The organism is Psychrobacter sp. 4Bb (genome assembly GCF_002836735.1).
Classification (GTDB): domain Bacteria; phylum Pseudomonadota; class Gammaproteobacteria; order Pseudomonadales; family Moraxellaceae; genus Psychrobacter.
This window is the reverse complement of sequence record NZ_PJAS01000060.1, coordinates 92,423-116,619: the sequence shown is the minus strand read 5'-3', so window position 1 is coordinate 116,619 and position 24,197 is coordinate 92,423. Positions and strand designations below refer to the sequence as shown.

Below are 24,197 nucleotides of genomic sequence, written 5' to 3'. Positions count from 1 at the left end.
CATCAATTATAAACGCATAATCATTGTGCGCATAGTATTTTAGCCTGATAATGTCATAATCTGCTCAAACGATACATATTAAGCGCTAAAAAAGACGCTTTGATCATCTCATTAAATACCAAATACAATTATACCAAAATTCGACTGTGTCTATATTCGATTATATAGGGTGATTGTCTATATATTATTTCTTCTTACATACGACCAACGTATTGACCATACAGTTTTACTCATAAATCATTTAATACCTATTTTTCAATAGGCTAAATTCATCATATCTTTTAAATGACAGGTCAGCTATAAAAGTAGTAAATCTATATATCAGCTTTTTAACTAACAAAAACACCACCTAATGAATAGGTGGTGTTTTTCGTATAGTAACTATTAAAGATCAATTATTTGTGCTTAACCAGCTTGGTCAATCAACATATTACGTAAGTGACCGATCGCTTTGGTTGGATTCAAGCCTTTTGGACAAACTGATACACAGTTCATGATACCGCGGCAACGGAACAAGCTAAACGGATCGTCTAAGCGAGCTAAACGTGCTTGAGTATCACCGTCACGGCTATCAGCAACGAAGCGATAAGCATGCAGTAATGCTGATGGACCTAAGAACTTATCAGGGTTCCACCAGAAAGATGGGCAGCTAGTTGAACAACAAGCACATAGAATACATTCGTATAGACCGTTCAGTTTTTCACGCTGTTCAGGTGACTGTAAACGCTCTGTTGGCGGTGCTGGCTGATCATTGATTAAGTACGGATGTACTTTTTCATACTGCTCATAGAACTGGTTCATATCAACAACCAAATCACGAACCACTGGCAAACCAGGTAGCGGACGAACCGTTACTTTTTCTGGTAGCGTGTTCATGTTGATTAGACATGCCAAACCGTTCTTACCATTGATGTTCATGCCGTCAGAGCCACAAATACCTTCGCGGCAAGAGCGACGGAAAGTAAGTGTTTCATCTTCTTTCTTTAGGCGTAATAGTACGTCAAGCAACATACGATCTGAATCAAGTAGCTCAATCGTATAAGTTTGCATGCGTGGCGCTGCGTCCAGATCAGGATCGTAGCGATAGATTTCGATGGTGCGAGTACCTCGGCTCATAATGCTAAACTCCACACGTAGGTGATGGCGGGCATACAAAGATTGCAACATATTTGCGCTAGCTATTAATCAGTACTGATAACCAATATCGGATACCAATTAATAGCGTCGTAGCGCTGGCATGAGCATGTAGCTGGCGGTCACCTTTTTAATAAATTAATAAGGGATAAAACGTTAACACTGCTGTTATCTATCAACTATATATAAAGTATGCAGTCTAGAATTAGTAGACGCGGACTTTTGGTTCGATATAATCAACGGTTAATGGCACTTTACGTACTGGCTTATAAATGATGCGATTGCCTTCAGAGTACCATAAAGTATGCTTCATCCAATCGTGGTCATTACGGCCGTTAGGTGCGTAATCATCATCTTCTGGACGATCATAATCGGATACACTGTGCGCGCCGCGGCTTTCATGACGCTTCGCTGCAGATATCATTGTCGCTTTTGCTACTTCATACAAGTTAGCAACTTCGAATGCTTCAATACGCGCTGTGTTGAACACTTGTGATTTATCGCCAAGATGGATCTTGTCGATCTTTTCACCTAGCGCTAAAATTTTCTCAACGCCTTCGTCCATCATCGCTTGCGTACGGAATACACTAGCGTGTTTTTGCATCGTAGCACGAATCTCATCAGCCACGTCTTGCGCGTTGTAGCCTTCAGTAGACTGTTGCAGTTTGTCTAAACGCTTCACTGTAAAGTCAAGGACGCGTGGATCAAGCGGCTTATAGTTATGATCAGCATGATGGAACTCATCAACAATATGCTTACCAGCTGCACGGCCAAATACCAATAGATCTAGTAGAGAGTTCGTACCTAGACGATTAGCACCATGTACACTTACACAAGCACATTCACCGATTGCATAAAGACCTTTAACCACATTGCCTTTAGCATATAGGCCGTCTTCATCAGTACCTGCTTCTAGATCCGGTACAATCACTTGACCATGAATAGTGGTTGGAATACCGCCCATCATGTAGTGAATGGTTGGTATTACTGGAATTGGCTCTTTAGTAATATCAACGTTGGCGAAGTTTTTACCAATCTCAAATACTGATGGTAGACGCTTCATAATGGTTTCAACACCTAGATGCGTCATATCCATTACGATATGATCAGCATTAGGACCACAACCACGGCCTTCTTTGATTTCTTGGTCCATTGAGCGCGATACAAGATCACGCGGTGCCAAGTCTTTCACGGTCGGTGCATAACGCTCCATGAACGCTTCACCATCTTTGTTACGCAAGATAGCACCTTCACCGCGGCAACCTTCAGTCAATAGTACACCTGCACCATGAACACCAGTTGGATGGAACTGCCAGAACTCCATATCTTGTAATGGAATACCAGCACGTACTGCCATGCCAATACCGTCACCAGTATTGATATAAGCATTGGTAGAAGCTGCGAAGATACGACCCGCACCACCTGTCGCTAGGACAGTAATTGGTGACTGGAATACTGCAATTGTACCAGTCTCTTGCTCAAGCGCGACGACACCGTTGATGTTGCCAGCTTCGTCTTTGATCAAATCAAGGGCAATCCACTCGATAAAGAACTCAGTGCCCTGCTCTAGGTTTTTCTGATATAGCGTATGTAATAGTGCGTGACCTGTACGGTCAGCAGCGGCACAAGCACGTTGTACTGCTTTTTCGCCATAGTTAGACGTGTGACCACCGAACGGACGCTGATAAATCGTACCGTCTTCGTTACGGTCAAACGGCATGCCCATGTGCTCAAGCTCATAGACTACTTTTGGCGCTTCACGGCACATATATTCGATAGCGTCTTGGTCACCCAACCAATCTGATCCTTTAACGGTATCATAGAAGTGGAAGTGCCAGTTATCATTGCTCATGTTACCCAAACTTGCACCGATACCACCCTGAGCGGCAACCGTGTGCGAACGCGTTGGGAATACTTTGGTTAGGACTGCAACCTTCATGCCCGCTTCCGCTAAATGCAATGAAGCACGCATACCTGAGCCGCCGCCACCAACGATAACTGCATCGTAGTTTAGGGTCTTGATATTACTAATGGTATTGTCTTGTCTAGTTGCCATTACGGTTTTCCTAATGCCTGTTAATGCGTAAAAGTAAATCAAAGACTTTTTGAGACATCTCTATTACAGCTATAAAGGCTTACTATTTGGCCATTTCTAAGCTTATAAAATAAAGAGTCTTAATAGTCGTTAACCACTTAATTTGCATATCTATCGTTATACTGAACTAAGCCTACTCAACTATAATCAGATTAGCTGATCAGTAATGCTAGTCCAATGCTATGACTATTCTTGGCTATCAACGGATGACTCTAAAATACTTTGCCAACTAATGTATTAGTTGGATGCATCCGTCGTTATATATAGATATCAGAGCTTTTTATGAGATGGTTAAACGGCAGCGATACCGAAACCGTTACCCCAAAAAATCATGATGCCCCAAAATAGAAATACTAAAATAGCGATAATCATCAATGACTGTAGTACTAAACGTAAACCTGCTGCGCTTGAGCCCAGTTTGCCTGTTGTAATATAGTCAGTAAATACTGTCCACATCCCAACCCAAGCATGACCAGCTAGTGCAAGTACTGCAACCAAGCTGAATAGACGCATCGGTAGGCTGGTCATAAATGATGACCATTCAACAAAAGTGACATCGCCATGGGTCAAAAAGAAGCCCAGCAACACCACACTATAAACGGCTAAAACAACAGCACTAATACGCTGAATAATCCAATCACGTGAGCCTGAACCTGTCAGACCAGTAGCACTTTTGATTCCTGAATCATTTTTTATCATTAGAACATCACCCATACAAATGACGCGACAACTAAAATCGCTGCAATCACAAAACTGACCATAGAGGCAGTGCGGCCAGATTTTAGCTCTTCGTTCATGCCCATATCAGCAAATAAATGTTTGATACCCATTACAAAATGATATGCAATGGCGGCAACAAATATCCATGCCAAAAAGCGCACAAGTACGTTGTCAAATACGGTCGCAAAACTCTCAGGCGATGCCAATGAGTTCTGTAGTATCCATAACATGACAGGAATCAATAAAAATAAAATAATGCCAGAGATACGATGCAAGATAGAGGCGATCGCGATCGGTGAGCGATTAACGCTAATCACTTGGCTTAAAGGCAGATCAATAGGTCGGTTGCTTTTCACAGCGGGCATCCTTTTGCGGTTATACTCCTGTATCTGCTATCAACGCCTGACATAAATAGTGCCAATTGAGCATTGAGCAACACACGAGACGAATAAAGTAAGGAAGAGCTAGCTGACTTCGTTTAGTTTGCGCTAAATATGAAGAAAGGATCATGTATATAAAGGTATTGATAGACTGTTCAATGTCGCTTGTCGAATCGACAGGCCTATCAAACAACCTATCTATTATACAACAAAGAGAATAAACATGAGTAACATCGACTAACCAGTCTATTTTAGAGGTCGTATGAATAGTAAGACAACGTTACTATGTCTTCTATATCAGAGCAGACCTTATATTAGGCACTTGAAATCCTATGCCAAGCAAATAAAAAAGATTGGTTAAGAAGAAAGTTCAAACCATAGAATGCGGTTTGGTCTATCGTAACATCAGACAATCGTAAACAAGCATGAATAGAAGACGCTCTGAACGACACTATAACATGGTCATTTATTAATTCGCGCAAAGCTAATGCCAGTTAATTCCTACAATTATAAAATGCCTGAGCAATAATTACAAATTTATCCATTCAGTAAGAATATATACATATTTAATCAATAAATGAATGGATAAGGATAATACTGGTTTTAACAGTGATTATTATGACAAACTTTAATCCGCTTACTAGGCATAGTCTGCCAGTTTTTGGTGTCATTATTTATGAGTTTTGTCTCTTAAATATATTTAGAAACCCAAAATATTGGCTCGATAATGCTGCTATAAACTTGCTCAAAAACAGATGAATTTTAAGCAAAATAACCTGACAGACATATTTTGATACAAAAATTACAGCGAATAACTACCGCCACACCGCGCCAATTGGACACATGGTCCATAAAAGTTTTTTCAAATCATCAAGAATTGCTGCTAATATACCCTGCGTACTATAAATGAGTTGAATGCACTTTTACCGTTCAACCGACAATGACGCGAGGGTATGCGTCTGTAGTAATTTATTCTAACAAGTCAAACCAATGGAGAGCAATTTATGGCTGATACTAATGCCAAACTAACCGTGAATGGTGAAGAATACGAACTTCCTATTATTAAAGGTACTTTAGGGCGCCCAGTTATCGATATTGCTGCTTTACAAGAATCAGGATTTTGGTCTTATGACCCTGGTTTTAAAGTAACTGCTCCAGTTGAATCAAAGATTACTTATATTGATGGTGGCAAAGGCGAGTTATTACACCGCGGCTACCCTATCGACGAGCTAGCGAACAACGCTGAATACCTAGAAGTTGCTTATGCACTTTTACATGGTGACCTACCTACTGCTGATCAAAAAGCAGACTTTTTTGAAAAAATCCGCGAGCATACTGCTGTTCATGATCAATTGCGTAAGTTCTTTGAAGGCTTCCGCCGTGACGCGCATCCAATGGCTATCATGGTTGGTGTCGTTGGTGCCTTATCAGCGTTCTATCATGAAGACCTAGACGTAAGCAATGAAGCACATCGCGAAATCACAGCGATTCGTTTGATTGCTAAGATGCCTACGCTTGCTGCGATGAGTTATAAATACTCACAAGGCGAACCGTTCATGTATCCGCGTAACGACTTTAACTACGCAGAAAACTTCTTATACATGATGTTTGCAACGCCTGCTGACGTAGACTATGAGAAAAACGACGTTATCACTCGCGCGATGGACAAAATCTTTACCTTGCACGCTGACCATGAGCAAAATGCTTCTACGTCAACGGTACGTTTAGCTGGTTCTACTGGTGCAAACCCTTATGCATGTATCGCTGCTGGTATCGCAGCCCTTTGGGGACCATCACATGGCGGCGCGAACGAAGCTGTTCTTGAGATGCTAGATGAAATCGGTACTGTTGAGAACGTGCCTGAGTTCATGGAAAAAGTGAAGAGCCGTGAAGTGAAGCTAATGGGCTTTGGTCACCGTGTTTACAAAAACTTCGATCCACGCGCTCAAGTAATGAAAGAGACTTGTGATGAAGTACTAGAAGCACTAGGCATCAACGATCCTAAGCTTGAATTGGCGATGGCACTAGAGAAAATTGCGCTAGAAGACCCGTTCTTCATCGAGCGTAACCTATATCCAAACGTTGATTTCTATTCTGGTATCATCTTGAAAGCCATTGGCATCCCAACGTCAATGTTTACCGTAATCTTCGCACTGGCTCGTACTTCAGGTTGGATCAGCCATTGGTTAGAGATGCACAGCGCTCCGTTCAAAATCGGTCGTCCACGTCAGTTATACACTGGTGAAACGCGCCGTGATTTTGTAAAGGTTGAAGATCGCAAGTAAGCAAAAATAATCGTTACCCAATAAAAAATCCCGCCATCGTGTGGGATTTTTTATTGTCTTAACTCTCGTTATTCGATATTGATTTTTTTATGAGAAATGACCAGCTAAATCAATTCATAAAAATATAGTCAGTTACTGAAACTCTTTTAACGTTTGCTCATATTTGGCAATCTGCTCGTCGTATCCTTCAATAGTTTCATTAAACTTAGCCATTAGCGCTTCAAACTCTTGTTGCTGCTTCTGCTTCATTTGCTGCATATCAACCACTTGTTGAGCTTCTATTTGTTCCCATACCTGATGCTGAATGATTAAACGGGCAAGTGCCGGACTTTTTGCACTTACTCTACCAGCAATCTCTGCATGCTCAAATAGCTGCGGAACCAAGGTCGCCACATTGATTAATGTATCAGAATCCTCTGCGCTCAGCGGTGTTGTCACCGGTTGATATAAGGCATTCATGGTTTGCTGATAGCGTTCTATGATTTGATCCTCAGTCAACATAACAGGTTTGCGCGGCTCAAGACTAATACGTTTTAACACCGTTAAATCACGCTCACCAACTTCAGTGCTAGTATTGACGTCAACCTCTGCATCTACATTTGGATTGCTGTCTATCGGGGCGATATCGTTATTCGATGACACCACTTCTTCAGGACTGGTAGCGCTAGTATTCGCAATGGGAGCGGTATCATCGGTCGCTATTTCGTTATTACTATCTGTATTTTCACTATTATTAGTATTCAGTAATAAAAGCTCCTCACTGTCTGACGCATCTGCCGCTTGCAATGACTCATATTCTGCTTGCAATCGTCTCTGTAAATTCTGCGCCTGTGCAACATATATCGGCTGGAATTGTTTTATGCGCGCAGCAGCTGAGTCACTTTTTGGCATAGGCTGACTGTCTTCTACGCTTGTTTTTTCACTGGTTTGACTGTCATCAGCTACAGGCAATGTTTCAGACTGCTGACAACCTGTCAAAAACAATACTCCTGACAGTGCGGCTACAAGCAAGGTCGATGGATATCGAGTATCAACATTAGGCTTTACTGACAAAAATTTAAACATGAGAGTATATATCCTTTGGTAAAGCAAAATTATAAAAGGGTAAGTTACAATTGCGGTTCATTATTCTTTGATTTTTAGCAACATAACTAACTGTTAAATTGTCCAATATAGTTATCCAGTATTCATCCAACTGACCTGTATTTCAGTTAATGTATAGCTCAATCGTTCTATAGTTCGGTTATGCTTATCACAGTCAAGCTTACTGTTACTTTTGAAAATTAGATGACTGATGGATCATCAGTACTTCTTGCCTTAACAATAGACTGCACCGTCAAGAATGGAATACAAGCTTCCCACTCTTGGCAGTTCTGACCACGCTGACGACGTACAAAATAGTCTTGAACCATGCGTGCCTGCTGCTCAATACCATACTTAAAAAATGATTTGCCTGTTTCTAACACGTAGTCATATTTTCGGTTGATAATCGCTCCGCGTACAACCTTTAAGCCTTTCTGTATCTGCCATACGTGCGTTAGCTCATGTATAAGCCAGCTTTGTTTACTCAATGGAGCTTCGCTAAAATCCGTAATCCAATCGACTGAATTAAAGTAAATATTGCCATTGGGGCTAACGGCATAATGTTTTAGTACCCACCATGCTGTCTTCAATTGCACTTCATCGAGTTTGATGCTATTACCAAATACTGAATACGCCAACGCTATCTCGCCAGCTGTCAGATAACGTGATTGCTGCTTGCCTGTATCACTACGCAAGTAGCGATTGAATAAGCGTTTGAGAGTCGGTTCAGACATCGTTAATGCAATACCTTATATTTGATAAGCCATTTTTAGTGTTTAATAGTTAACAGTCGTAATTAGCCAAATTTTCCCATCGATACGGTAGAACTGTTAATAGTAGAGCCGTTAATATAGGTAAATGATGAAAACTAAAGTGCTCGGGACACAAGCTATACGCTTAGTTAGCTTTCATTAACATATTTTTGCGTTAACCTAGCGCGTATGACATATAACAAGTACCATCCTTATAAACTAGCCTACTTCTACTGCTGATGTCTAATACTCATTACTGTTATAAAATTGATGCGAAAATCATGCCAAACGTATATGAGTGCCAAAATCCAATAAGAATGATGAAGTTAGACTGGTATGCTGTTATTTGGATTTAACTATAGAGACCTTGCCGTTACTACTTTTGCAGCTAGTAAATAGTTTTTTCATTTTTCGATAGAGAGTCTTATGCCACCTAACTTCCATGCCGATACCCCACTTGCTCAGCGTATGCGCCCTACTTCTCTTACCGATATTATTGGTCAAGAGCATTTGCTGGCAACTGGTGCACCGTTACGACGTTTGGTAGAGCAAGGGCATCTGCCATCTATTATCCTGCACGGTGAAGCAGGTATTGGCAAAACAACCATTGCGATGTTGTTAGCCGATGCCGTGAATAGACCTTTTCACGCGCTCTCCGCGTTAAATACTGGAGTCAAACAGTTACGCGAAGTCCTAGATAATAAAGATTCGTTGGCATTTGAATCACCTGTGGTCTTCATTGATGAGATTCATCGCTTTAATAAAGCACAGCAAGATGCACTTTTGGGCGCAGTAGAGTCTGGTGATATTACTTTGATTGGTGCTACCACTGAAAACCCGTCATTTAGTGTCAATAACGCTCTACTGTCACGTTGCCAAGTTTATCGTTTAGAGCCGTTAACGCCTGAGCAGATAAGTACCGTGCTGCAACGAGCACTCTCGGAAGACAATATACTCAAAAGGTTAACCGTCGATTTACAAGCAAAAGATACCATTAGCCAGCTGGCCCATGGTGATGCTCGAAAAGCGCTAAATTTATTAGAGCTCGCGATCCAAACAGCCGACACCACGCAATCACCAACAGTCATTGATGATGAGCTGGTTAGCCGAGTGGCGCAAACGGCGTTGGTACGTTACGATAAAGATGGTGAGCAGCATTACGATATTATCTCGGCCATGATTAAATCAGTACGCGGCTCAGATCCTGACGCCGCGCTATATTGGATGGCGCGGATGCTGGTTGGCGGAGAGCCTGCAGATTTTATTGCGCGTCGATTGGTAATACTCGCCAGTGAGGATATCGGTAATGCCAACCCCAATGCCCTACTCCTTGCTGATGCAGCCCTACGTAGTGTGCAATCTATCGGTATGCCAGAAGCGCGTATTATTTTAGGTCAAGTTGTGGTGTATCTAGCGACCAGCGCCAAGAGTAATAGCACTTACAAAGCGATCAATGCTGCAATGGCGTTGGCTGAAAAAGATGCCTCACCTGTACCGCTACATTTGCGCAATGGCGTGACCAAACTGATGCGTAGTCAAGGCTACGGTCAAGGTTATGCTTACCCGCACGATTATCCTAACCATTACTATCCTCAAAGCTACTTACCAGATAATTTGGTTGGTACCAGTTTTTACGAGTTTGCAGATAATCAGCGTGAGCAACACAGTAAGCAATTTATGGACTGGCTGAAAAGCCAAGCAGCGAGCAATGACTAACTGCGATATAGATTAATAAAAATATAACGCACAGATTTATGAGTCAGTTTTAATGTTCATTGATAATATTTATGACTATTTTTGACATACTGAACGATATAGTGGGAAGATGGCGCAGCACGTGACGCTGAAAAGCGTTAAAATAACCTCATAATGATATATACAAGCAATTAAGCAAGTTACTTTTATATCAAATTATATTGCTTATAGCGCGATTTACTTGACCGTAGTAGCGCTTTGCTTGACCGTAACAGCGCTTTGTATTACCTACTGCTACAATAAGCAGATAGAGCCCTATATTCCAAATGACACCTATTTATAAATAATAAAATATTGAGATTTACTATGAGTTTAAATGCAATCCCTGAGATTATCGAAGATATTCGTGCTGGAAAAATGGTCATCTTGATGGATGATGAAGACCGCGAAAACGAAGGTGATATCATCATGGCAGCGACCCATGTGCGCCCTGAAGATATTAACTTTATGATTACTCACGCGCGTGGTCTAGTTTGTTTGACCTTATCACAAGCGCGTTGCCAGCAATTGGCACTGCCACTGATGTCAGATCGTAACGAGGCGAAGTTTAGCACCAACTTTACTGTCTCGATTGAAGCTGCTGAAGGCGTCACCACGGGTATTTCTGCTGGTGATCGTGCACGTACTATTCAGGCAGCGGTATCTTCGTCAGCGAAGCCTGAAGACATCGTTCAGCCTGGTCACATTTTTCCAATTATGGCGCAAAACGGCGGTGTTCTTCACCGTGCAGGCCATACAGAAGCGGGTTGTGATTTAGCACGTTTAGCAGGTCTAGAGCCTGCAGCGGTGATTGTAGAGATTATCAATGCAGATGGTACGATGGCGCGCCGTGACGACCTTGAAATATTTGCAAAAGAGCATGACATCAAGATAGGCACGATTGCTGACCTTATTAATTATCGTATCGCTAATGAGCAAACGGTAGAAGAAATTGAGTCACATCCGTTTGAAACTGAACACGGTACTTTTACGCTACATCGCTTCCGTGAGTTTGGCGCTGAAGAAACACATTTAGCCTTGGTAAAAGGTGATGTCAGCGAAGGCGTCAGTACCGTACGTGTTCATGGTTTCCACCCATTACGCGATTTGTTTGCAGCTAAAAATGATATGACTGGCCGTAGTGGCTGGAGCGTACAGTCAGCACTAGAAGAAATCAGTGCTTCAGATCGCGGTGTGCTCGTATGGATTGGTAGCAATCAACCAGTTGATTTGGGAGATGCGCTGGACAAAGCCGCAGACAACGAGTCTCAATCAACCATTACGCAACAGCCATATCGTAGTATCGGCGTTGGTGCACAGATATTACGTCATTTAGGTGTCCGTGATATGCGCTTACTGTCATCACCAATGAAGTTTTTTGCATTGTCAGGTTTTGATCTAAACGTGGTTGACTTTGTTCATGCGCCGCAACAAGACTAACGACTGTTTAAGAGATTAGTTGAAGAATGAGTGATAAAAAAGGCACGCTAACATTATGTTAGCGTGCTTTTTTTGTTTTTAGCTTTTAATTTAGGATAGTTTTTTTGAAAAAATGAACAATCGGTTCATATAGAACATGCCCTAAAGCTCAGGCGTATGACCAAACTTGGCTTCCAGTGCTAGCAGCTGTTGACGCTCTGCCGCCGTCCATGGCAATTTACCTTTTCCCTCACTATCCAGACGCACTACCACAGCCTCTGCTGTAGCAACGATGATCTCTTGCACGATACTATAGTAACTATATTCCATCGCCATACTTGTATTGCCTAAACGCTTACAGCGAACTCCTAATAATAATGTATCAGGATAAGTGACTGGGCGTAAATACTGGCAGCTAGACTGGGCTAAAACAGTGACCATACTGCCATCAAACATTCCTAGCGCATGCAGATAACTTATGCGCGCTGACTCAGCGTAACGATAGTAAACCACATTATTCAGGTGATTGAAGGCATCCATCTCTCCCCACTGTATCGGCTGATGATGAATAACAGGATAATGAGCCAATAATTCAGGGCGGTGTTCGTTTGCTGTATCAGATACAGATGCTGACTTTTCATTAGAATGGGTCATTGCTTACCTTACATTTTATATTTTCTATATTAACTATTGTGACTAACTCTCGTTAGCGTTGTGGCTTATCCAAAATTTCTGTCGTCAATAATGGCGTTGGTTTGGGTGCATGAGCAATCAACTGATTTAGCCATACAATTACTTCTGGTATGTCACTCGGCGCTTTCATTGTCTCAAGATTACTTTGACCATCGATTGGTTTTTTATCAGCTTGTACAATTCCAATTGCGCCAGCTTGTACTGACTTTTTATTGTCGCTAGTTGAAGCTTTAGGTACCAACGTTTTTAACTGTTTGCGTGCCTGCGTCAAATAGCTGACAAGTTGATCTTGCTTACGCATATTGCTTGCTTGGCTTGCTAAATTCAGTGTCATGATGACTTCATGGATAGTGAGCTGACGACGCGTTAAATTTGTATCACTAGTCGCTGAGGTATCAGCAGCATTGGTTGCTTTAGGCTGCTGTTTATTTTCAGTAGCCGCATCCACCAGCTCTCGACGCTGTAAATCCGTACCTTCATAGCTGCCAAGACGCTCATGACTATGCAAAAATTCCTGAATATTTTGAATCGCAAGATTTTGTATTTGCCACGGGCTTGGCTGCGATCTTTGTGCCTGCAGACGCTCAATATCTTTGAGCAAACTTTGCTTGATAACGATGGTTAACGCAGGCGCAATCTCATTACTGCTTTGCGATAACTGCCAATGTAGACCTCGCAATAACTCAATCGCGGCACTGTCATTACTATCCGCCAACAGTCTATCAGCCGCTTTAATTTGGATACGCAATAGGTCCAACTGATTCTGCGCTTGGCTACTGGCTTTAACTCTAGGTTCTGGCAGCGTCTGCTGACTCATGGCAAATAGACGATCGTCCATTTCGTTTAATCGACTGATTACTTGCTCATTGCTTTGCAAACGATCGTTGACACTATGCTGAAAGCGCTGCTGACTAATATATAGCCACAATAATGCAGCGATCAGTAATAAGATAACCAGCCATTGCATCCGTAGCAGCAAAATATTTGCTTGCCGGCGCTGCTGAACAGTTGAAGGATCCTTAGATAAGGACTCAGAATTCATTGACATAAGGCAGTACCGTTATTGGTATAGATAAACATGTTTAAAGCAAATGAGTTTAAGGTATTATATTTTAGAATGAATGGCTGAAAGAATCGTATCTGGCAACAAATCCTCTACTCGCCAGTAGCTCAACTGCTGTGCGGCAACCATATTGGCAAGACGCTCACCCAACACAACATAGGAAAAATCTTTTAGCGTAAGCGAAAGCCTCTCTGCTATATCAGCCACTGCATCAGAATTTTGCTTGTTGTCTAACGTCTTTGATTGGCCATTATTGACGATACTTGACCAATGCTCAAAAGCCGCTGCACTACTAATGACAACAATTGGCTTTGACTGCTTCAGTAGGGCAATATCTGACGCAGTACTATGAGTAAGAAATGCTTGTTGCCACTGCTGATATTCAGCCATTGCATCGATAGGCATCGTACGCTCGTACCAAGCAATACTATCGATATGTACACCGCGCGCCTGCAATGTATCAACCAATAATCGTCGTCCACCAAGCCCGCGCCATATCAGCAATTTATCGCCTGCTTGTAAGTTATCAATTTCAGGCATTGCTAGCATGCCTTCGTTATTGGCAGTCTCAGGCTGAAGTATTTGATAGTCTGTTGTATTTATACGCACCTGACTGAACTCTGCCGCCGTTGCTTCACCAACCGCAACCAGAGGACTAGGTAATGATAAACCTTCTAGTAAACTATGTGCGTACTTGTCATTATCGTCTTTCGTTTTGTGTTTACGCTTTTCATGTTCAAGTGATTGCCAAACGGCTAACCCTGAAGCCGCTGCAGTTGGGCTAACGACAACAAGTGCTTTGTACGCCCCCGCCAACCACTGATGCATTAATGCAATATCTAGATCAGTTGTTGGACGTGGTCGTAGCGTCAACATTGGCATCTCAACCACTACCAATCCTGCCGCTTGCAAATGCTGCGTCAACGGTGCTGCTCGCTCTACTGGGCGAGTATTAATGACAATTTGCGGCATTACGTTTGACTTATCATTAGCATAATTCTTATGAGAAGTTATGTATGTAGATTGAGTTGGTATTGATGACATCGATATACCATGACAAAAAAAGAATGAAAAAGGCTTAAGTATACAAAAATGGCTGATGCTTAGATCAGCCTATCTTGCGATTAATCAAGCCTATAGCGACTGTACTTTTACTATTCAGGCTGATAGATCGCTGACAAAATAGCGCCTGCACCATCGGCAAGTAGCATTTCTGCGACATCGATACCCAGTTGGTTGGCTTGGGCTTCTTGCTCAGCTTGTGTCCCAACCAACGTAGCTCGTTTGTCAGCTTTCAACAATTCGCTACCATCAGCCTGACCCACTCGACCGCGTAGCCACAGCACATTCCCACTATCGTTATTGCCATTATCACCATTGTTATCATTATTAACACTGGTTTCTTCAGCTGTCTGCAGAACTGCATAAGCGGCGATCGGTACTTGGCAGCCGCCCTCTAAATGACGGTTCAGAGCACGCTCAGCGATAAGTCGAATACGGGCTTTATCATCATTGAGTGGTGCAAGTAATTTGAGGACTTCTTCATCACCTTCACGGCATTCGATTGCTAAGGCACCTTGTCCAACTGCAGGCAAGCAAGCTGCGATATCAAGCTCACCGCGTATTCTCTCGTCTAGCTCAATACGCTGCAAGCCGCTAGTTGCCAGAATAATGGCATCGTATTCACCAGCATCTAGCTTGCCCAAACGAGTGCCGACATTGCCGCGCAATGTTTTGATCTGCAGGTCAGGACGATAGGCTTTGATCTGGCATTGACGACGTAAACTTGATGTCCCAACGACTGCACCTTGTGGTAGCTCATCAATACTATTATAAGTGTTTGAGACAAAGGCATCTGTTGGTGAGGCGCGTTTACAGTAGACGCCTAATGTGAGGCCTTCGGGAAGCTGCATCGGTACATCTTTTAGCGAGTGCACTGCAATATCGGCTTGCTTGTCATACAGCGCTTGCTCAAGCTCTTTTACAAACAATCCTTTACCACCGATTTTGGCCAAAGGCGTGTCCAAAATCTTGTCACCCTTAGTGACAATTTTTAGTAAATTAATCGTCAGATTGGGATACAACGCCAATAAACGATCGCGAATATGCTCGGCCTGCCATAAGGCTAAAGGACTTTGACGTGTAGCGATATTTAGAGTAGTCAAAACAGGTTGCTGCGGATTGCTCATAAAGGGCCTCAATAAGTTCGATACTAATACTATAATGGCTATATTCCCAATGTCAGTACTGTTCATCTTTATACTGAATAATATCGATATTACTCGATAGGGCAAATTTGCCAAAGCATAGGCGACTCAAATGATTAATAGTAGATGCTGACGCAAAAAAATACCCCTATTTAAGCATAAATAAGGGTTTGATGATATGGAATGATTGGTCGCTATCAGGACAGCCTATCACATGCTTTGGATTTTATCACGTAAGGCAGGTAAGTGACGACGACTGACCGCTAGCGTCTCATCAATACCTTTAAAACGTATTTGATACTGGCCTGCATCTAGAGTTTCTAAAAAGTCCAAATAACTAAGGTTGATGATGGCATTGCGATGTACTCGGAACAGACGATCATCAAACTCTTGCTCTAATTCTTTTAGCGTTTCATCAATCAATACCATGCCATCTTTGTGACGCACTTTGACGTATTTTTGATCTGCTGCAAAATAGTAGATATCTTTTAGCTTAATCAGTTCAACACCGCGATGCGTACGAGCAGCGATATGTTCACGTATCGGACGTGCTGTCGGGTCTTCAAGCTTGCGAATTTCGTTTAGTTGAGCGGCATTTAGGTTCTTTGCTTTGTTTAATGCCTCTAGTAGCTCATCTTTGTTTGCAGGTTTCAGCAAATAGCCAATTGCATTGGCTTTTAATGCTGCGATCGCATAATGGTCGTATGCCGTCACAAATATAATCGCTGGTGGATGCTCAAGTTTGGCAAGTTCTTGAGCACAGCGTACGCCGTCCATTTCAGGCATTCGGATATCTAATAATATAATATCTGGCTGCTGGGTTTTTACAGCGACGATGGCTTCTGCACCTGTTGTGGCCTGAGCAACGACTTCATGGCCTGACTCCTGTACAATTCTCACCAAGCGCTCACGCGCTAGGGGCTCATCATCACAAACTACGATACGCATGCAAACTCCCATCCAAGGACATACTTAATATTTTATTTAATAATATTACGGCTATATTAGCACTCATTATCAATCACTTAGAATATAAAATCTAAATTATTTAATAAAATTCTGACAAAAACCACCAGTTTTTATAGCGGACAATATACTCCTGCTATAGGTAGGTTTTATATGATGTAATTGTGTTTCACGGTAGTTATGATATTACTGATTCGTAATCATTATTTATCAAACATAAATTATGACGTCTATACGAGGTATTGCAATAAGTATGCCACATAGGCTTTTAGGAGTTGGAAAAAGAGAGAAAGCTAATGAATAACAGTAGGTTATAAACCAACGTCTTGTAGAGGATAGTCGATGATGGTGATAATTTGAGTACTGGCTACCGAGCTTTGAATGTCCGCACTTTGTCCAAAATGGGCGCGCAAACGATCAGCTTGAATATAGAAATTCATATGTTGGCGCAAGTCATGATTGATGATTAGTGTTTTTTTGGGAAGCGCAACATCAATCATGATTTTAACTCGGTGTTGTTCCCACGTGACTTCGATATTAATGCAGATAGTTTCTGTCGTCATCTCTACCACATTGAGCAGTATTTTCTCTAGCACGCTTTGTAGCGTTAGTGCAGTGATAACCATGTCATACATGATATCTTCTTCAGGTAACGTCCAATTGACTTCGAGCTTGTCTGCTAAACGACTAGATTCGATTGCCAAATAATGCTCACAAAGATCAACCTCTTCTTCAAAGCTAATCTCGCGTGTACCACTAAAACTAGCGCGGAATAGTGCAGAGACGTGCTGTAATAAGTCAGCGGCTTTTGGCGGGTTTGATTCAATCAGTGATACGAGTGTGTTGATAGTATTAAAGAAGAAGTGCGGTGCCGTACGGGCTTTTATCAGGTCGTTTTGTGCAGTCAGTTTATATTCAAAAGACAGCTTTAGCGCATTAAGCTCACGGTAGCTGCGCAGAAAATATAATAAGAACACAGCAGTAAAACCACCGGTAAGCACTGTGTTGAAAAGCAAATTAATGACAAAAGCTTGACGGTTATACTCCATCCACCCTAGATTGATCATAACCAAAACCACCAACACCATAGAGACCGTGGCAGAAAACATCATGAGCATGACAATACGCAAACTCACACTAGGAATGCTCGCGTTTTTGAAGACAGGACGCAAATAATCGACCAAATATAGTGCGGGAATAACTGTCAGTGCATTTTGTATCACGCGAGAAAAAAACTTGATAATAAAATCAGACCAGCCTGATAGACCATGGCGCTCAATCACCGTCAAAAACAGTGACCAAAAAAAGATATATGTCAGCCACTGCCAAGGCCTCATGATTTCCATGAGTTTAGGAATAAAAAACTCTAAGCGTGTAGCTAGTAAGGCAACCTCATCATTTGCTATACTCGAGTTCTTATTCTCTTGACTTGTCTTGTACCGATATGAACGCCAATTCTTCAAAACCTAGTAATCCTGAATCAAGTAAAAGTTCATCTGACTCTGATTTTAGCACAGATGCTCCGATAACAAGTACCACAACGCAGACTGCGCCTGCTAGTAGCCAAGGCCAACAAATGTGGGGCGGGCGCTTTAGTGAAGCGACAGATAGCTTCGTTGCCGCCTTTACTGCCTCTGTAGGCTTTGACCAACGCTTTGCTCGTCACGATATTCAAGGCTCGATTGCTCATGCAACGATGCTAAAAGAATGTAACATTTTAACTGCTGATGAAGTTGCCACCATTATCGATGGCCTTCAGCAAGTATTGCGCGAGATTGAAGCAGGTGAGTTTAACTGGTCGATCGCCCTTGAAGACGTGCATATGAACGTCGAGTCACGTCTGACTGACATTGTAGGTGCCGTTGGTAAAAAGCTACACACTGGTCGTAGCCGTAACGATCAGGTAGCCACAGACATTCGCCTATGGTTGCGCGAAGAGACTGATAATATTATTGAGTTATTAGTACGTTTACAAAGTGGTTTACTTGATTTGGCTGAGCAACATACTGATACTATCATGCCAGGCTTTACTCATTTGCAAACAGCACAGCCTGTTAGCTTTGGGCATCACGTGATGGCATGGTTTGAGATGTTGTATCGCGATACTGAGCGTCTTGTCGATGCACGCCGCCGTATCAATCAGATGCCACTTGGTAGCGCAGCGCTTGCTGGTACGACTTTCCCAATCGATCGTACCATCACTGCTGAATTGCTAGGTTTTGAAGGTATCTGTCAAAACTCACTCGATGCTGTTTCAGACCGTGACTTTGCGATTGAGTTTACTTCAGCAGCTTCTATCCTGATGATGCATATGTCGCGTATGAGCGAAGAGATTATTCTTTGGATGTCGGCACAATTTAATTTTGTGCAGATACCAGATCGCTTTTGTACTGGCTCATCGATCATGCCGCAAAAGAAAAATCCTGACGTACCTGAGTTGGTACGGGGTAAAGCGGCGCGTGTTTTTGGACAGTTGATGACTTTGCTTAGCCTAATGAAAAGCCAGCCACTCGCCTACAACAAAGACAATCAAGAAGACAAAGAGCCTTTGTTTGATTGCGTTGATACGTTGACAGGTTCGCTATTAGCATTTGCTGATATGCTACCCAACATTACACCAAACAAAGAAAGCATGCGTGCCGCTACGATGAAAGGCTATGCGACTGCGACTGACTTGGCAGATTACCTAGTACGTCAAGGTGTGGCATTCCGTGACGCCCATGAAGTGGTTGGTAACGCTGTTGCTTTAGGCATCAAAGAAGGTGTTGATCTAAGTGATTTGTCATTGGCACAGCTACAGCAATTTAGCGATGCTATCGGTGAAGACGTCTTCGACTATCTAACGCTAGAAGGCTCATTAGCAGCTCGTGACCATTTAGGTGGCACTGCGCCAAACCAAGTCAAGCAAGCGGTGATCAATGGCCGTGCTCGCTTAAAAACTTTTGCCTAATCAGTACTTTTGAATAAAAGCTAACCTGCTAATATAAATTTAACACCCGCTATCTATGCGGGTGTTTTTATTTGTCTTATGACCTCTACTGGTTTGGCCAATGTCATTTTCAAAATATCACTAGCTTTGGAAATTTCAATAAAAAGGTCAAACGTAGTTAGTGTTTGTCATATACCAACTACCAGAGACTTTATAACAAATGAATAGAGGCTTGACGATATACATTAGTACCCTTTGCTAAATCTACCAAGACCGTTATCATAGACTCATATGATATTTGATTTAATCACTTAATATAATGAATAAGGAATGCCTTATGACTGAGACTTTTAATCCTCAAGCAAATACTGTGTTTTGTCGTAAATATAAGCAAGATTTACCAAAGATGCCGCATCCACCCTTCCCTAATAAAAAAGGTCAAGAGCTGCAAGAGACCGTATCTGAAAAGGCGTGGAAAGAATGGCTTGAGCATCAAACGATGCTTATTAACGAAAACCATCTAAGCATGATGGATCCTGCTGCCAAAAAGTTTTTGACAGAGCAGCGTGATAAGTTCTTAGACAACGAAGACTATGAGCGTGCACAAGGCTGGACACCAGAAAGTTAGTATTTACTAGCTTTCTACTAGCTACATTTAGTAATTATAAAAAAACGCGCTTACTATAGCGCGTTTTTTGTTATAAGGTGAAAATCAATGTCTTTCTTATCAGCCTTCATCACTATCTGACGTTTCAAGATCATTGGCTGACAATGTACTAACTTGACGAGCAGCCAATCGGTCATTGGCTTCTTGTACCGCTTTTTCGACCATGGTATAGTCTGAATGACGTACGTCTTGTCCACTGATATAGTTAATCACTAGCTCTGCGACATTTTGTGCATGGTCACCGATACGCTCTAGCGATCGTAATATCCACATGATATTGATGACTTTTGATACGTGGCGTGAGTCTTCCATAATATAGGTCATCAAAGCACGAATGGCTGACTGATATTCGGTATTGACCACGCTATCATTACGCATCACTTCAAACGCTTGCTCCGCATTTGATTGACTGAAAGCTTCTAGCGAGTTGTTTAGCATCAGACGAACTTGATTGCTCAAATGCTGAACCTCAGCATAGCCGTATGCTGATTTGCCTTCTGCCGCAATTTTACTGGCCATTCGCGCAATTTTTACCGCTTCATCACCGATACGTTCCAAATCAACCACACCTTTACTGATTGACATGACTAAACGCAAATCACTGGCAGCTGGCTGGCGTTTGGCGACCAATAATAAAATGTGCTCGTCGAGTTCGACCTCCATTCGATTGATATCGAAGTCCATATCGATGACTTCTTGCGCCAGTGTTTCGTCTTTATCGATCAGAGCATGGATAGCTTTGGCCACTTGGTTGGCCGCGCTATCACCCATGTATAAAAATAAACGGATGGCTTCATCAAGATCTTGGTCAAAACTTTTGGAGATATGCTTATCACTTTGCATGAGAGGTATTCCCTAGAATCTATATTTTAATAGCGCAGTGTGCTTGTGAAGTTAGAAAGTCGGCTTATGACATGCTAATCAGCGTTGTCTGCTTGTACCGATTTCAATTTCAATCAATGTTAGCCATAACGACCTGTAATATAGTCTTCTGTCGCGGTTTGGGTAGGTTTGGTAAATATCTGATCGGTCTCTCCCATCTCAATCATGTCGCCCAAATACATATAGACCGTGTAGTCAGATACACGTGCTGCTTGCTGCATATTGTGAGTGACGATAGCGATGGTGTAGTCGTTTTTCAGATCTTCGATCAAATCTTCGATAGCACCCGTCGAGATAGGATCCAGTGCTGATGTCGGCTCATCAAGCAACAGTACTTCAGGCTTAGTCGCCACACTACGTGCGATACACAGACGCTGCTGCTGACCACCTGATAACGACAGTCCTGATGCTTTTAGCTTGTCTTTCACTTCTGGCCATAGCGCTGATTTTTTCAGTGCCCACTCGACGCGATGATCCAGCTCGTCTTTACTTAACTTTTCATACAGTCTTACACCAAAGGCGACATTGTCATAGATTGACATCGGGAAAGGCGTTGGCTTCTGAAAGACCATACCAACTTGTGCACGCAGTAAGTTCACATCGATGTCTTTACCCAAGATGTTTTTGCCATCTAAATTGATATTGCCCTCTGCACGCATACCTGGATATAAATCGTACATGCGGTTAAAAGTACGTAGTAGCGTAGACTTACCACAACCTGAAGGACCAATAAAAGCGGTCACTTTTTTATCCGCGATATCGATATTGATGTTTTTTAATGCCTGAAAATCATCGTAATAGAAGTTTAGATCTCGAACTTCCATTTTGGCAGCAGGCATGTTCTTGGGAATATCTTGGATCGTTTGCTTATTAAAATCAGCAGTGTTTGGTTGCTGAGCTTGGGCGCTAGTAGACATGGGTCTATTTAATAGGCTGCCTGTTGCCGTATTAAAGTTGTCAGCAGTCGTGTTCGTACGGACGTTGCTTAGGACATCATTCATAATATTTCAACCTAGCTCAATTAATTTCATATAAGTTTAAGTAAATGCTTAGCGTGTAGCGTGCTACGGTCTGGTCTGCTCTCAGCCCTTATTTGGGCTGACCTCTACCACCGATAAATCTTGCCAAAATATTCAATACTAGGACAGACGCGGTGATAAGTAATGCTGCCGCCCAGGCCAATGTATGCCAGTTGTCATAAGGACTCATCGCAAACTGGTAAATGGTATTGGGTAAGTTAGCAATAGGCTGACCCATATCAGTACTGAAGTATTGATTGTTAAGTGCGGTAAATAGTAACGGCGCTGTCTCACCAGTGATTCGAGCAAAAGCCAATAGCACACCTGTGGTCAGTCCAGCTCGTGCAGCTTTTACCGTTACCTGAGTGACCAGTTTCCACTTAGGAGTACCTAGCGCATAGGCCGCTTCGCGTAGACTATTCGGTACCAGATTCAGCATGTTTTCTGTCGTACGCACGACCACCGGAATAACAATCAATGCCAATGCCAACGCGCCTGCCCAACCAGAGAAACTTTGACCTTTTACCATCAGGGCATAGATAAATAGACCGATGACAATCGATGGCGCTGACAACAGAATATCATTTAAGAAGCGTGTGACCTTGCCCAGCATACTGCCTTTAGAAAACTCAGATAAGTAAATACCTGTCATAAGACCAATAGGTGCACCGATGAACAATCCTGAAAACGCTAACATGACTGAACCAACGATGGCATTACGTAAGCCGCCCGCACTCATCGGTGGCGGCGTATCAGCGGTAAAGATTGGCAACTGCACCATGCCTTGAAAGCCTTCAACAAACAAAGTCACCAAAATCCATGACAACCAAAATAAGCCAAAAACCATCGCTGACATGGCAAAGCCTAAACCTAACTTGTTGGTCAAACGACGCTTGTTATAAAGGCTTTGATTGTAGCGGGTAGCGCCGTTTGGCTTAGTAGGTAGTGGTGCATTGATCGCATTGTTAGCAGGCATAATATTTATTTCCCGTATCTTTTATCAATATCTATCAAGGTTCAATAAATCGGTAACAGATCTATCGATTACCTGCTTTGTGATCCATGCGCATGAGCATCAGTTTTGCTAAAGACAGCACAATGAAGGTGATGACAAATAAGATTAAGCCTAGATGTAGTAAAGACGCTAGATGTAGCTCACTAGACGCTTCAGCAAACTCATTGGCCAAGGCCGAGGTAATTGTCACACCAGAAGTAAATAGGCTTGGACTGATATTAAACGCATTACCAATCAAGAAGGTAACTGCCATCGTCTCACCCAATGCACGACCAAGACCCAAAATTACGCCACCAACAACACCAGCTTTGGTATAAGGTAGGATAATTTTGAACATGACTTCCCACGTCGTCGCGCCCATGCCATATGCTGACTCTTTCAGTAAATCGGGTACGACAGAGAAAACATCGCGCATGGTGGCAGCGATGAACGGTATGATCATAATGGCAAGTACTAGGGATGCGGTAAACATACCCAGTCCCATAGGGGCACCTGCAAACAATTTACCGATAATAGGCAAAGGGCCGATGTGTTCAATGAACCATGGCTGAATGTGATCACCAAAAAATGGCGCAAATACGAATAAGCCCCACATGCCATAAATGATAGATGGAATACCAGCCAACAACTCAATGGCGATACCAAGTGGCTTTTTGAGGAACTTAGGGCACATCTCGGTTAAAAATATCGCAATACCGAAACTGACTGGAACCGCGATAACAATAGCGATAAATGACGTGACTAAGGTACCGTAAATAGGCGCTAATGCCCCGTATTCATTGGCGACTGTATCCCAGTTATTGCTGGTATAAAATCCCAGACCAAACTCTTGAATACTCGGCCATGCTCCAACAATTAGAGACACCAAAATGCCCCCTAAAGATAGGAGGACGAGTATGGCAAACGCTTTAGTAGAGTTCACAAATAAAGCGTCGTAACGTTTTTGTTTAGCCAGTTGGGACCTTAAGTCTGTCATAAGTGTCTCAGCATTGAATGGGATGAATCGAAATATTAGAAAGATGTATCTCAGGTCTTAACACAACAAACTTAAACGGTATGAGTAAACATATCTATCGAGATGTATTCATCAAATTTGCTGTGTTAAAACCTCTCAAACAACTACCGGAGAATAGTTATTCGAGAGGATAACTTGT

At 42.4% G+C, this 24,197-nt stretch carries 21 protein-coding genes; 5 read left to right on the top strand and 16 right to left on the bottom strand.

Going from position 1 to position 24,197, the window contains the following annotated elements; translation table 11 throughout:
• Positions 1-405 precede the first annotated feature (405 nt).
• The 4 genes from CXF60_RS07210 to sdhC all read right to left on the bottom strand — a co-directional run bounded on the left by CXF60_RS07210 (position 406) and on the right by sdhC (position 4,314).
• Complete coding sequence (locus CXF60_RS07210) at positions 406-1,116, bottom strand: succinate dehydrogenase iron-sulfur subunit (RefSeq protein ID WP_055123743.1); 711 nt, start codon at positions 1,114-1,116, stop codon at positions 406-408.
• A 223-nt stretch (positions 1,117-1,339) separates the two neighbouring features.
• Complete coding sequence (gene sdhA / locus CXF60_RS07205) at positions 1,340-3,190, bottom strand: succinate dehydrogenase flavoprotein subunit (protein ID WP_057757857.1); 1,851 nt, start codon at positions 3,188-3,190, stop codon at positions 1,340-1,342.
• Between the two features lie 330 nt (positions 3,191-3,520).
• Positions 3,521-3,925, bottom strand: a complete 405-nt coding sequence (gene sdhD, locus CXF60_RS07200; RefSeq protein ID WP_057762261.1) for a succinate dehydrogenase, hydrophobic membrane anchor protein — start codon at positions 3,923-3,925, stop codon at positions 3,521-3,523.
• Positions 3,926-3,927: 2 nt separating this feature from the next.
• Positions 3,928-4,314, bottom strand: a complete 387-nt coding sequence (gene sdhC / locus CXF60_RS07195; protein ID WP_082624524.1) for a succinate dehydrogenase, cytochrome b556 subunit — start codon at positions 4,312-4,314, stop codon at positions 3,928-3,930.
• Positions 4,315-5,333: 1,019 nt separating this feature from the next.
• Between sdhC and gltA the strand changes: the two genes are divergently transcribed.
• Positions 5,334-6,614 (top strand): citrate synthase, encoded by a 1,281-nt coding sequence (gltA, locus tag CXF60_RS07190; protein ID WP_102091386.1) that lies wholly within the window; start codon positions 5,334-5,336, stop codon positions 6,612-6,614.
• A 132-nt stretch (positions 6,615-6,746) separates the two neighbouring features.
• On the opposite strand, the gene CXF60_RS07185 is transcribed toward gltA, so the two are convergent.
• The gene (locus CXF60_RS07185) at positions 6,747-7,679 is read right to left on the bottom strand and encodes a hypothetical protein (protein ID WP_102091385.1); all 933 of its coding nucleotides are present in this window, start codon (positions 7,677-7,679) and stop codon (positions 6,747-6,749) included.
• A gap of 218 nt (positions 7,680-7,897) precedes the next feature.
• Positions 7,898-8,431: a type IV secretion protein Rhs gene (locus tag CXF60_RS07180; protein ID WP_102091384.1), complete on the bottom strand. Its 534-nt coding sequence runs from the start codon at positions 8,429-8,431 to the stop codon at positions 7,898-7,900.
• Between the two features lie 444 nt (positions 8,432-8,875).
• Between CXF60_RS07180 and CXF60_RS07175 the strand changes: the two genes are divergently transcribed.
• Both CXF60_RS07175 and ribBA read left to right on the top strand, forming a co-directional pair.
• On the top strand, positions 8,876-10,165 hold the full coding sequence (locus CXF60_RS07175) for a replication-associated recombination protein A (protein WP_102091383.1): 1,290 nt from the start codon (positions 8,876-8,878) through the stop codon (positions 10,163-10,165).
• 345 nt (positions 10,166-10,510) lie between these two features.
• Entirely contained in the window at positions 10,511-11,623 is a 1,113-nt protein-coding gene (ribBA, locus tag CXF60_RS07170; protein ID WP_057757842.1) for a bifunctional 3,4-dihydroxy-2-butanone-4-phosphate synthase/GTP cyclohydrolase II, read from the top strand.
• Positions 11,624-11,764: 141 nt separating this feature from the next.
• Here ribBA and CXF60_RS07165 read toward each other — a convergent pair whose 3' ends face one another.
• From CXF60_RS07165 to CXF60_RS07140, 6 genes are all read right to left on the bottom strand, one after another.
• Entirely contained in the window at positions 11,765-12,256 is a 492-nt protein-coding gene (locus CXF60_RS07165; protein WP_102091382.1) for an acyl-CoA thioesterase, read from the bottom strand.
• A 52-nt stretch (positions 12,257-12,308) separates the two neighbouring features.
• Positions 12,309-13,343 carry a hypothetical protein gene (locus CXF60_RS07160; RefSeq protein ID WP_102091381.1) on the bottom strand — a complete coding sequence of 345 codons (1,035 nt, stop codon included), beginning with the start codon at positions 13,341-13,343 and terminating at the stop codon, positions 12,309-12,311.
• Between the two features lie 57 nt (positions 13,344-13,400).
• On the bottom strand, positions 13,401-14,402 hold the full coding sequence (locus CXF60_RS07155; protein WP_102091380.1) for a uroporphyrinogen-III synthase: 1,002 nt from the start codon (positions 14,400-14,402) through the stop codon (positions 13,401-13,403).
• 110 nt (positions 14,403-14,512) lie between these two features.
• The gene (gene hemC, locus CXF60_RS07150; RefSeq protein ID WP_102091379.1) at positions 14,513-15,547 is read right to left on the bottom strand and encodes a hydroxymethylbilane synthase; all 1,035 of its coding nucleotides are present in this window, start codon (positions 15,545-15,547) and stop codon (positions 14,513-14,515) included.
• A 228-nt stretch (positions 15,548-15,775) separates the two neighbouring features.
• Positions 15,776-16,513 (bottom strand): LytR/AlgR family response regulator transcription factor, encoded by a 738-nt coding sequence (locus tag CXF60_RS07145; RefSeq protein WP_102078269.1) that lies wholly within the window; start codon positions 16,511-16,513, stop codon positions 15,776-15,778.
• A 329-nt stretch (positions 16,514-16,842) separates the two neighbouring features.
• Positions 16,843-17,868, bottom strand: coding sequence for a histidine kinase (locus CXF60_RS07140; protein WP_227673289.1), 1,026 nt, complete (start codon positions 17,866-17,868; stop codon positions 16,843-16,845).
• A gap of 239 nt (positions 17,869-18,107) precedes the next feature.
• Here CXF60_RS07140 and argH point away from each other — a divergent pair, with 239 nt between their 5' ends.
• Together argH and CXF60_RS07130 are read left to right on the top strand one after the other, a co-directional pair.
• Positions 18,108-19,481 carry an argininosuccinate lyase gene (argH, locus tag CXF60_RS07135; protein ID WP_102091378.1) on the top strand — a complete coding sequence of 458 codons (1,374 nt, stop codon included), beginning with the start codon at positions 18,108-18,110 and terminating at the stop codon, positions 19,479-19,481.
• A gap of 316 nt (positions 19,482-19,797) precedes the next feature.
• Positions 19,798-20,088 carry an oxidative damage protection protein gene (locus CXF60_RS07130; protein ID WP_057757820.1) on the top strand — a complete coding sequence of 97 codons (291 nt, stop codon included), beginning with the start codon at positions 19,798-19,800 and terminating at the stop codon, positions 20,086-20,088.
• A gap of 99 nt (positions 20,089-20,187) precedes the next feature.
• On the opposite strand, the gene phoU is transcribed toward CXF60_RS07130, so the two are convergent.
• From phoU to pstC, 4 genes are all read right to left on the bottom strand, one after another.
• Complete coding sequence (gene phoU, locus CXF60_RS07125) at positions 20,188-20,970, bottom strand: phosphate signaling complex protein PhoU (protein WP_102091377.1); 783 nt, start codon at positions 20,968-20,970, stop codon at positions 20,188-20,190.
• 119 nt (positions 20,971-21,089) lie between these two features.
• Entirely contained in the window at positions 21,090-21,926 is an 837-nt protein-coding gene (gene pstB, locus CXF60_RS07120) for a phosphate ABC transporter ATP-binding protein PstB (protein ID WP_101204716.1), read from the bottom strand.
• Between the two features lie 172 nt (positions 21,927-22,098).
• Positions 22,099-23,004 carry a phosphate ABC transporter permease PstA gene (gene pstA / locus CXF60_RS07115; protein WP_102078265.1) on the bottom strand — a complete coding sequence of 302 codons (906 nt, stop codon included), beginning with the start codon at positions 23,002-23,004 and terminating at the stop codon, positions 22,099-22,101.
• 61 nt (positions 23,005-23,065) lie between these two features.
• Positions 23,066-24,019: a phosphate ABC transporter permease subunit PstC gene (pstC, locus tag CXF60_RS07110; RefSeq protein ID WP_102091376.1), complete on the bottom strand. Its 954-nt coding sequence runs from the start codon at positions 24,017-24,019 to the stop codon at positions 23,066-23,068.
• Between the last annotated feature and the right edge of the window lie 178 nt (positions 24,020-24,197).

What these genes read in the sequence shown, in the direction of transcription:
- CXF60_RS07210 (WP_055123743.1), bottom strand. Translation starts at nt 1,116, where the DNA reads ATGAGCCGAGGTACTCGCACCATCGAAATCTATCGCTACGATCCTGAT.
- sdhA (WP_057757857.1), bottom strand. Translation starts at nt 3,190, where the DNA reads ATGGCAACTAGACAAGACAATACCATTAGTAATATCAAGACCCTAAAC.
- sdhC (WP_082624524.1), bottom strand. Translation starts at nt 4,314, where the DNA reads ATGCCCGCTGTGAAAAGCAACCGACCTATTGATCTGCCTTTAAGCCAA.
- gltA (WP_102091386.1), top strand. Translation starts at nt 5,334, where the DNA reads ATGGCTGATACTAATGCCAAACTAACCGTGAATGGTGAAGAATACGAA.
- CXF60_RS07185 (WP_102091385.1), bottom strand. Translation starts at nt 7,679, where the DNA reads ATGTTTAAATTTTTGTCAGTAAAGCCTAATGTTGATACTCGATATCCA.
- CXF60_RS07180 (WP_102091384.1), bottom strand. Translation starts at nt 8,431, where the DNA reads ATGTCTGAACCGACTCTCAAACGCTTATTCAATCGCTACTTGCGTAGT.
- CXF60_RS07175 (WP_102091383.1), top strand. Translation starts at nt 8,876, where the DNA reads ATGCCACCTAACTTCCATGCCGATACCCCACTTGCTCAGCGTATGCGC.
- ribBA (WP_057757842.1), top strand. Translation starts at nt 10,511, where the DNA reads ATGAGTTTAAATGCAATCCCTGAGATTATCGAAGATATTCGTGCTGGA.
- CXF60_RS07165 (WP_102091382.1), bottom strand. Translation starts at nt 12,256, where the DNA reads ATGACCCATTCTAATGAAAAGTCAGCATCTGTATCTGATACAGCAAAC.
- CXF60_RS07160 (WP_102091381.1), bottom strand. Translation starts at nt 13,343, where the DNA reads ATGTCAATGAATTCTGAGTCCTTATCTAAGGATCCTTCAACTGTTCAG.
- CXF60_RS07155 (WP_102091380.1), bottom strand. Translation starts at nt 14,402, where the DNA reads ATGTCATCAATACCAACTCAATCTACATACATAACTTCTCATAAGAAT.
- hemC (WP_102091379.1), bottom strand. Translation starts at nt 15,547, where the DNA reads ATGAGCAATCCGCAGCAACCTGTTTTGACTACTCTAAATATCGCTACA.
- CXF60_RS07145 (WP_102078269.1), bottom strand. Translation starts at nt 16,513, where the DNA reads ATGCGTATCGTAGTTTGTGATGATGAGCCCCTAGCGCGTGAGCGCTTG.
- CXF60_RS07140 (WP_227673289.1), bottom strand. Translation starts at nt 17,868, where the DNA reads ATGAGGCCTTGGCAGTGGCTGACATATATCTTTTTTTGGTCACTGTTT.
- argH (WP_102091378.1), top strand. Translation starts at nt 18,108, where the DNA reads ATGTGGGGCGGGCGCTTTAGTGAAGCGACAGATAGCTTCGTTGCCGCC.
- CXF60_RS07130 (WP_057757820.1), top strand. Translation starts at nt 19,798, where the DNA reads ATGACTGAGACTTTTAATCCTCAAGCAAATACTGTGTTTTGTCGTAAA.
- phoU (WP_102091377.1), bottom strand. Translation starts at nt 20,970, where the DNA reads ATGCAAAGTGATAAGCATATCTCCAAAAGTTTTGACCAAGATCTTGAT.
- pstB (WP_101204716.1), bottom strand. Translation starts at nt 21,926, where the DNA reads ATGTCTACTAGCGCCCAAGCTCAGCAACCAAACACTGCTGATTTTAAT.
- pstA (WP_102078265.1), bottom strand. Translation starts at nt 23,004, where the DNA reads ATGCCTGCTAACAATGCGATCAATGCACCACTACCTACTAAGCCAAAC.
- pstC (WP_102091376.1), bottom strand. Translation starts at nt 24,019, where the DNA reads ATGACAGACTTAAGGTCCCAACTGGCTAAACAAAAACGTTACGACGCT.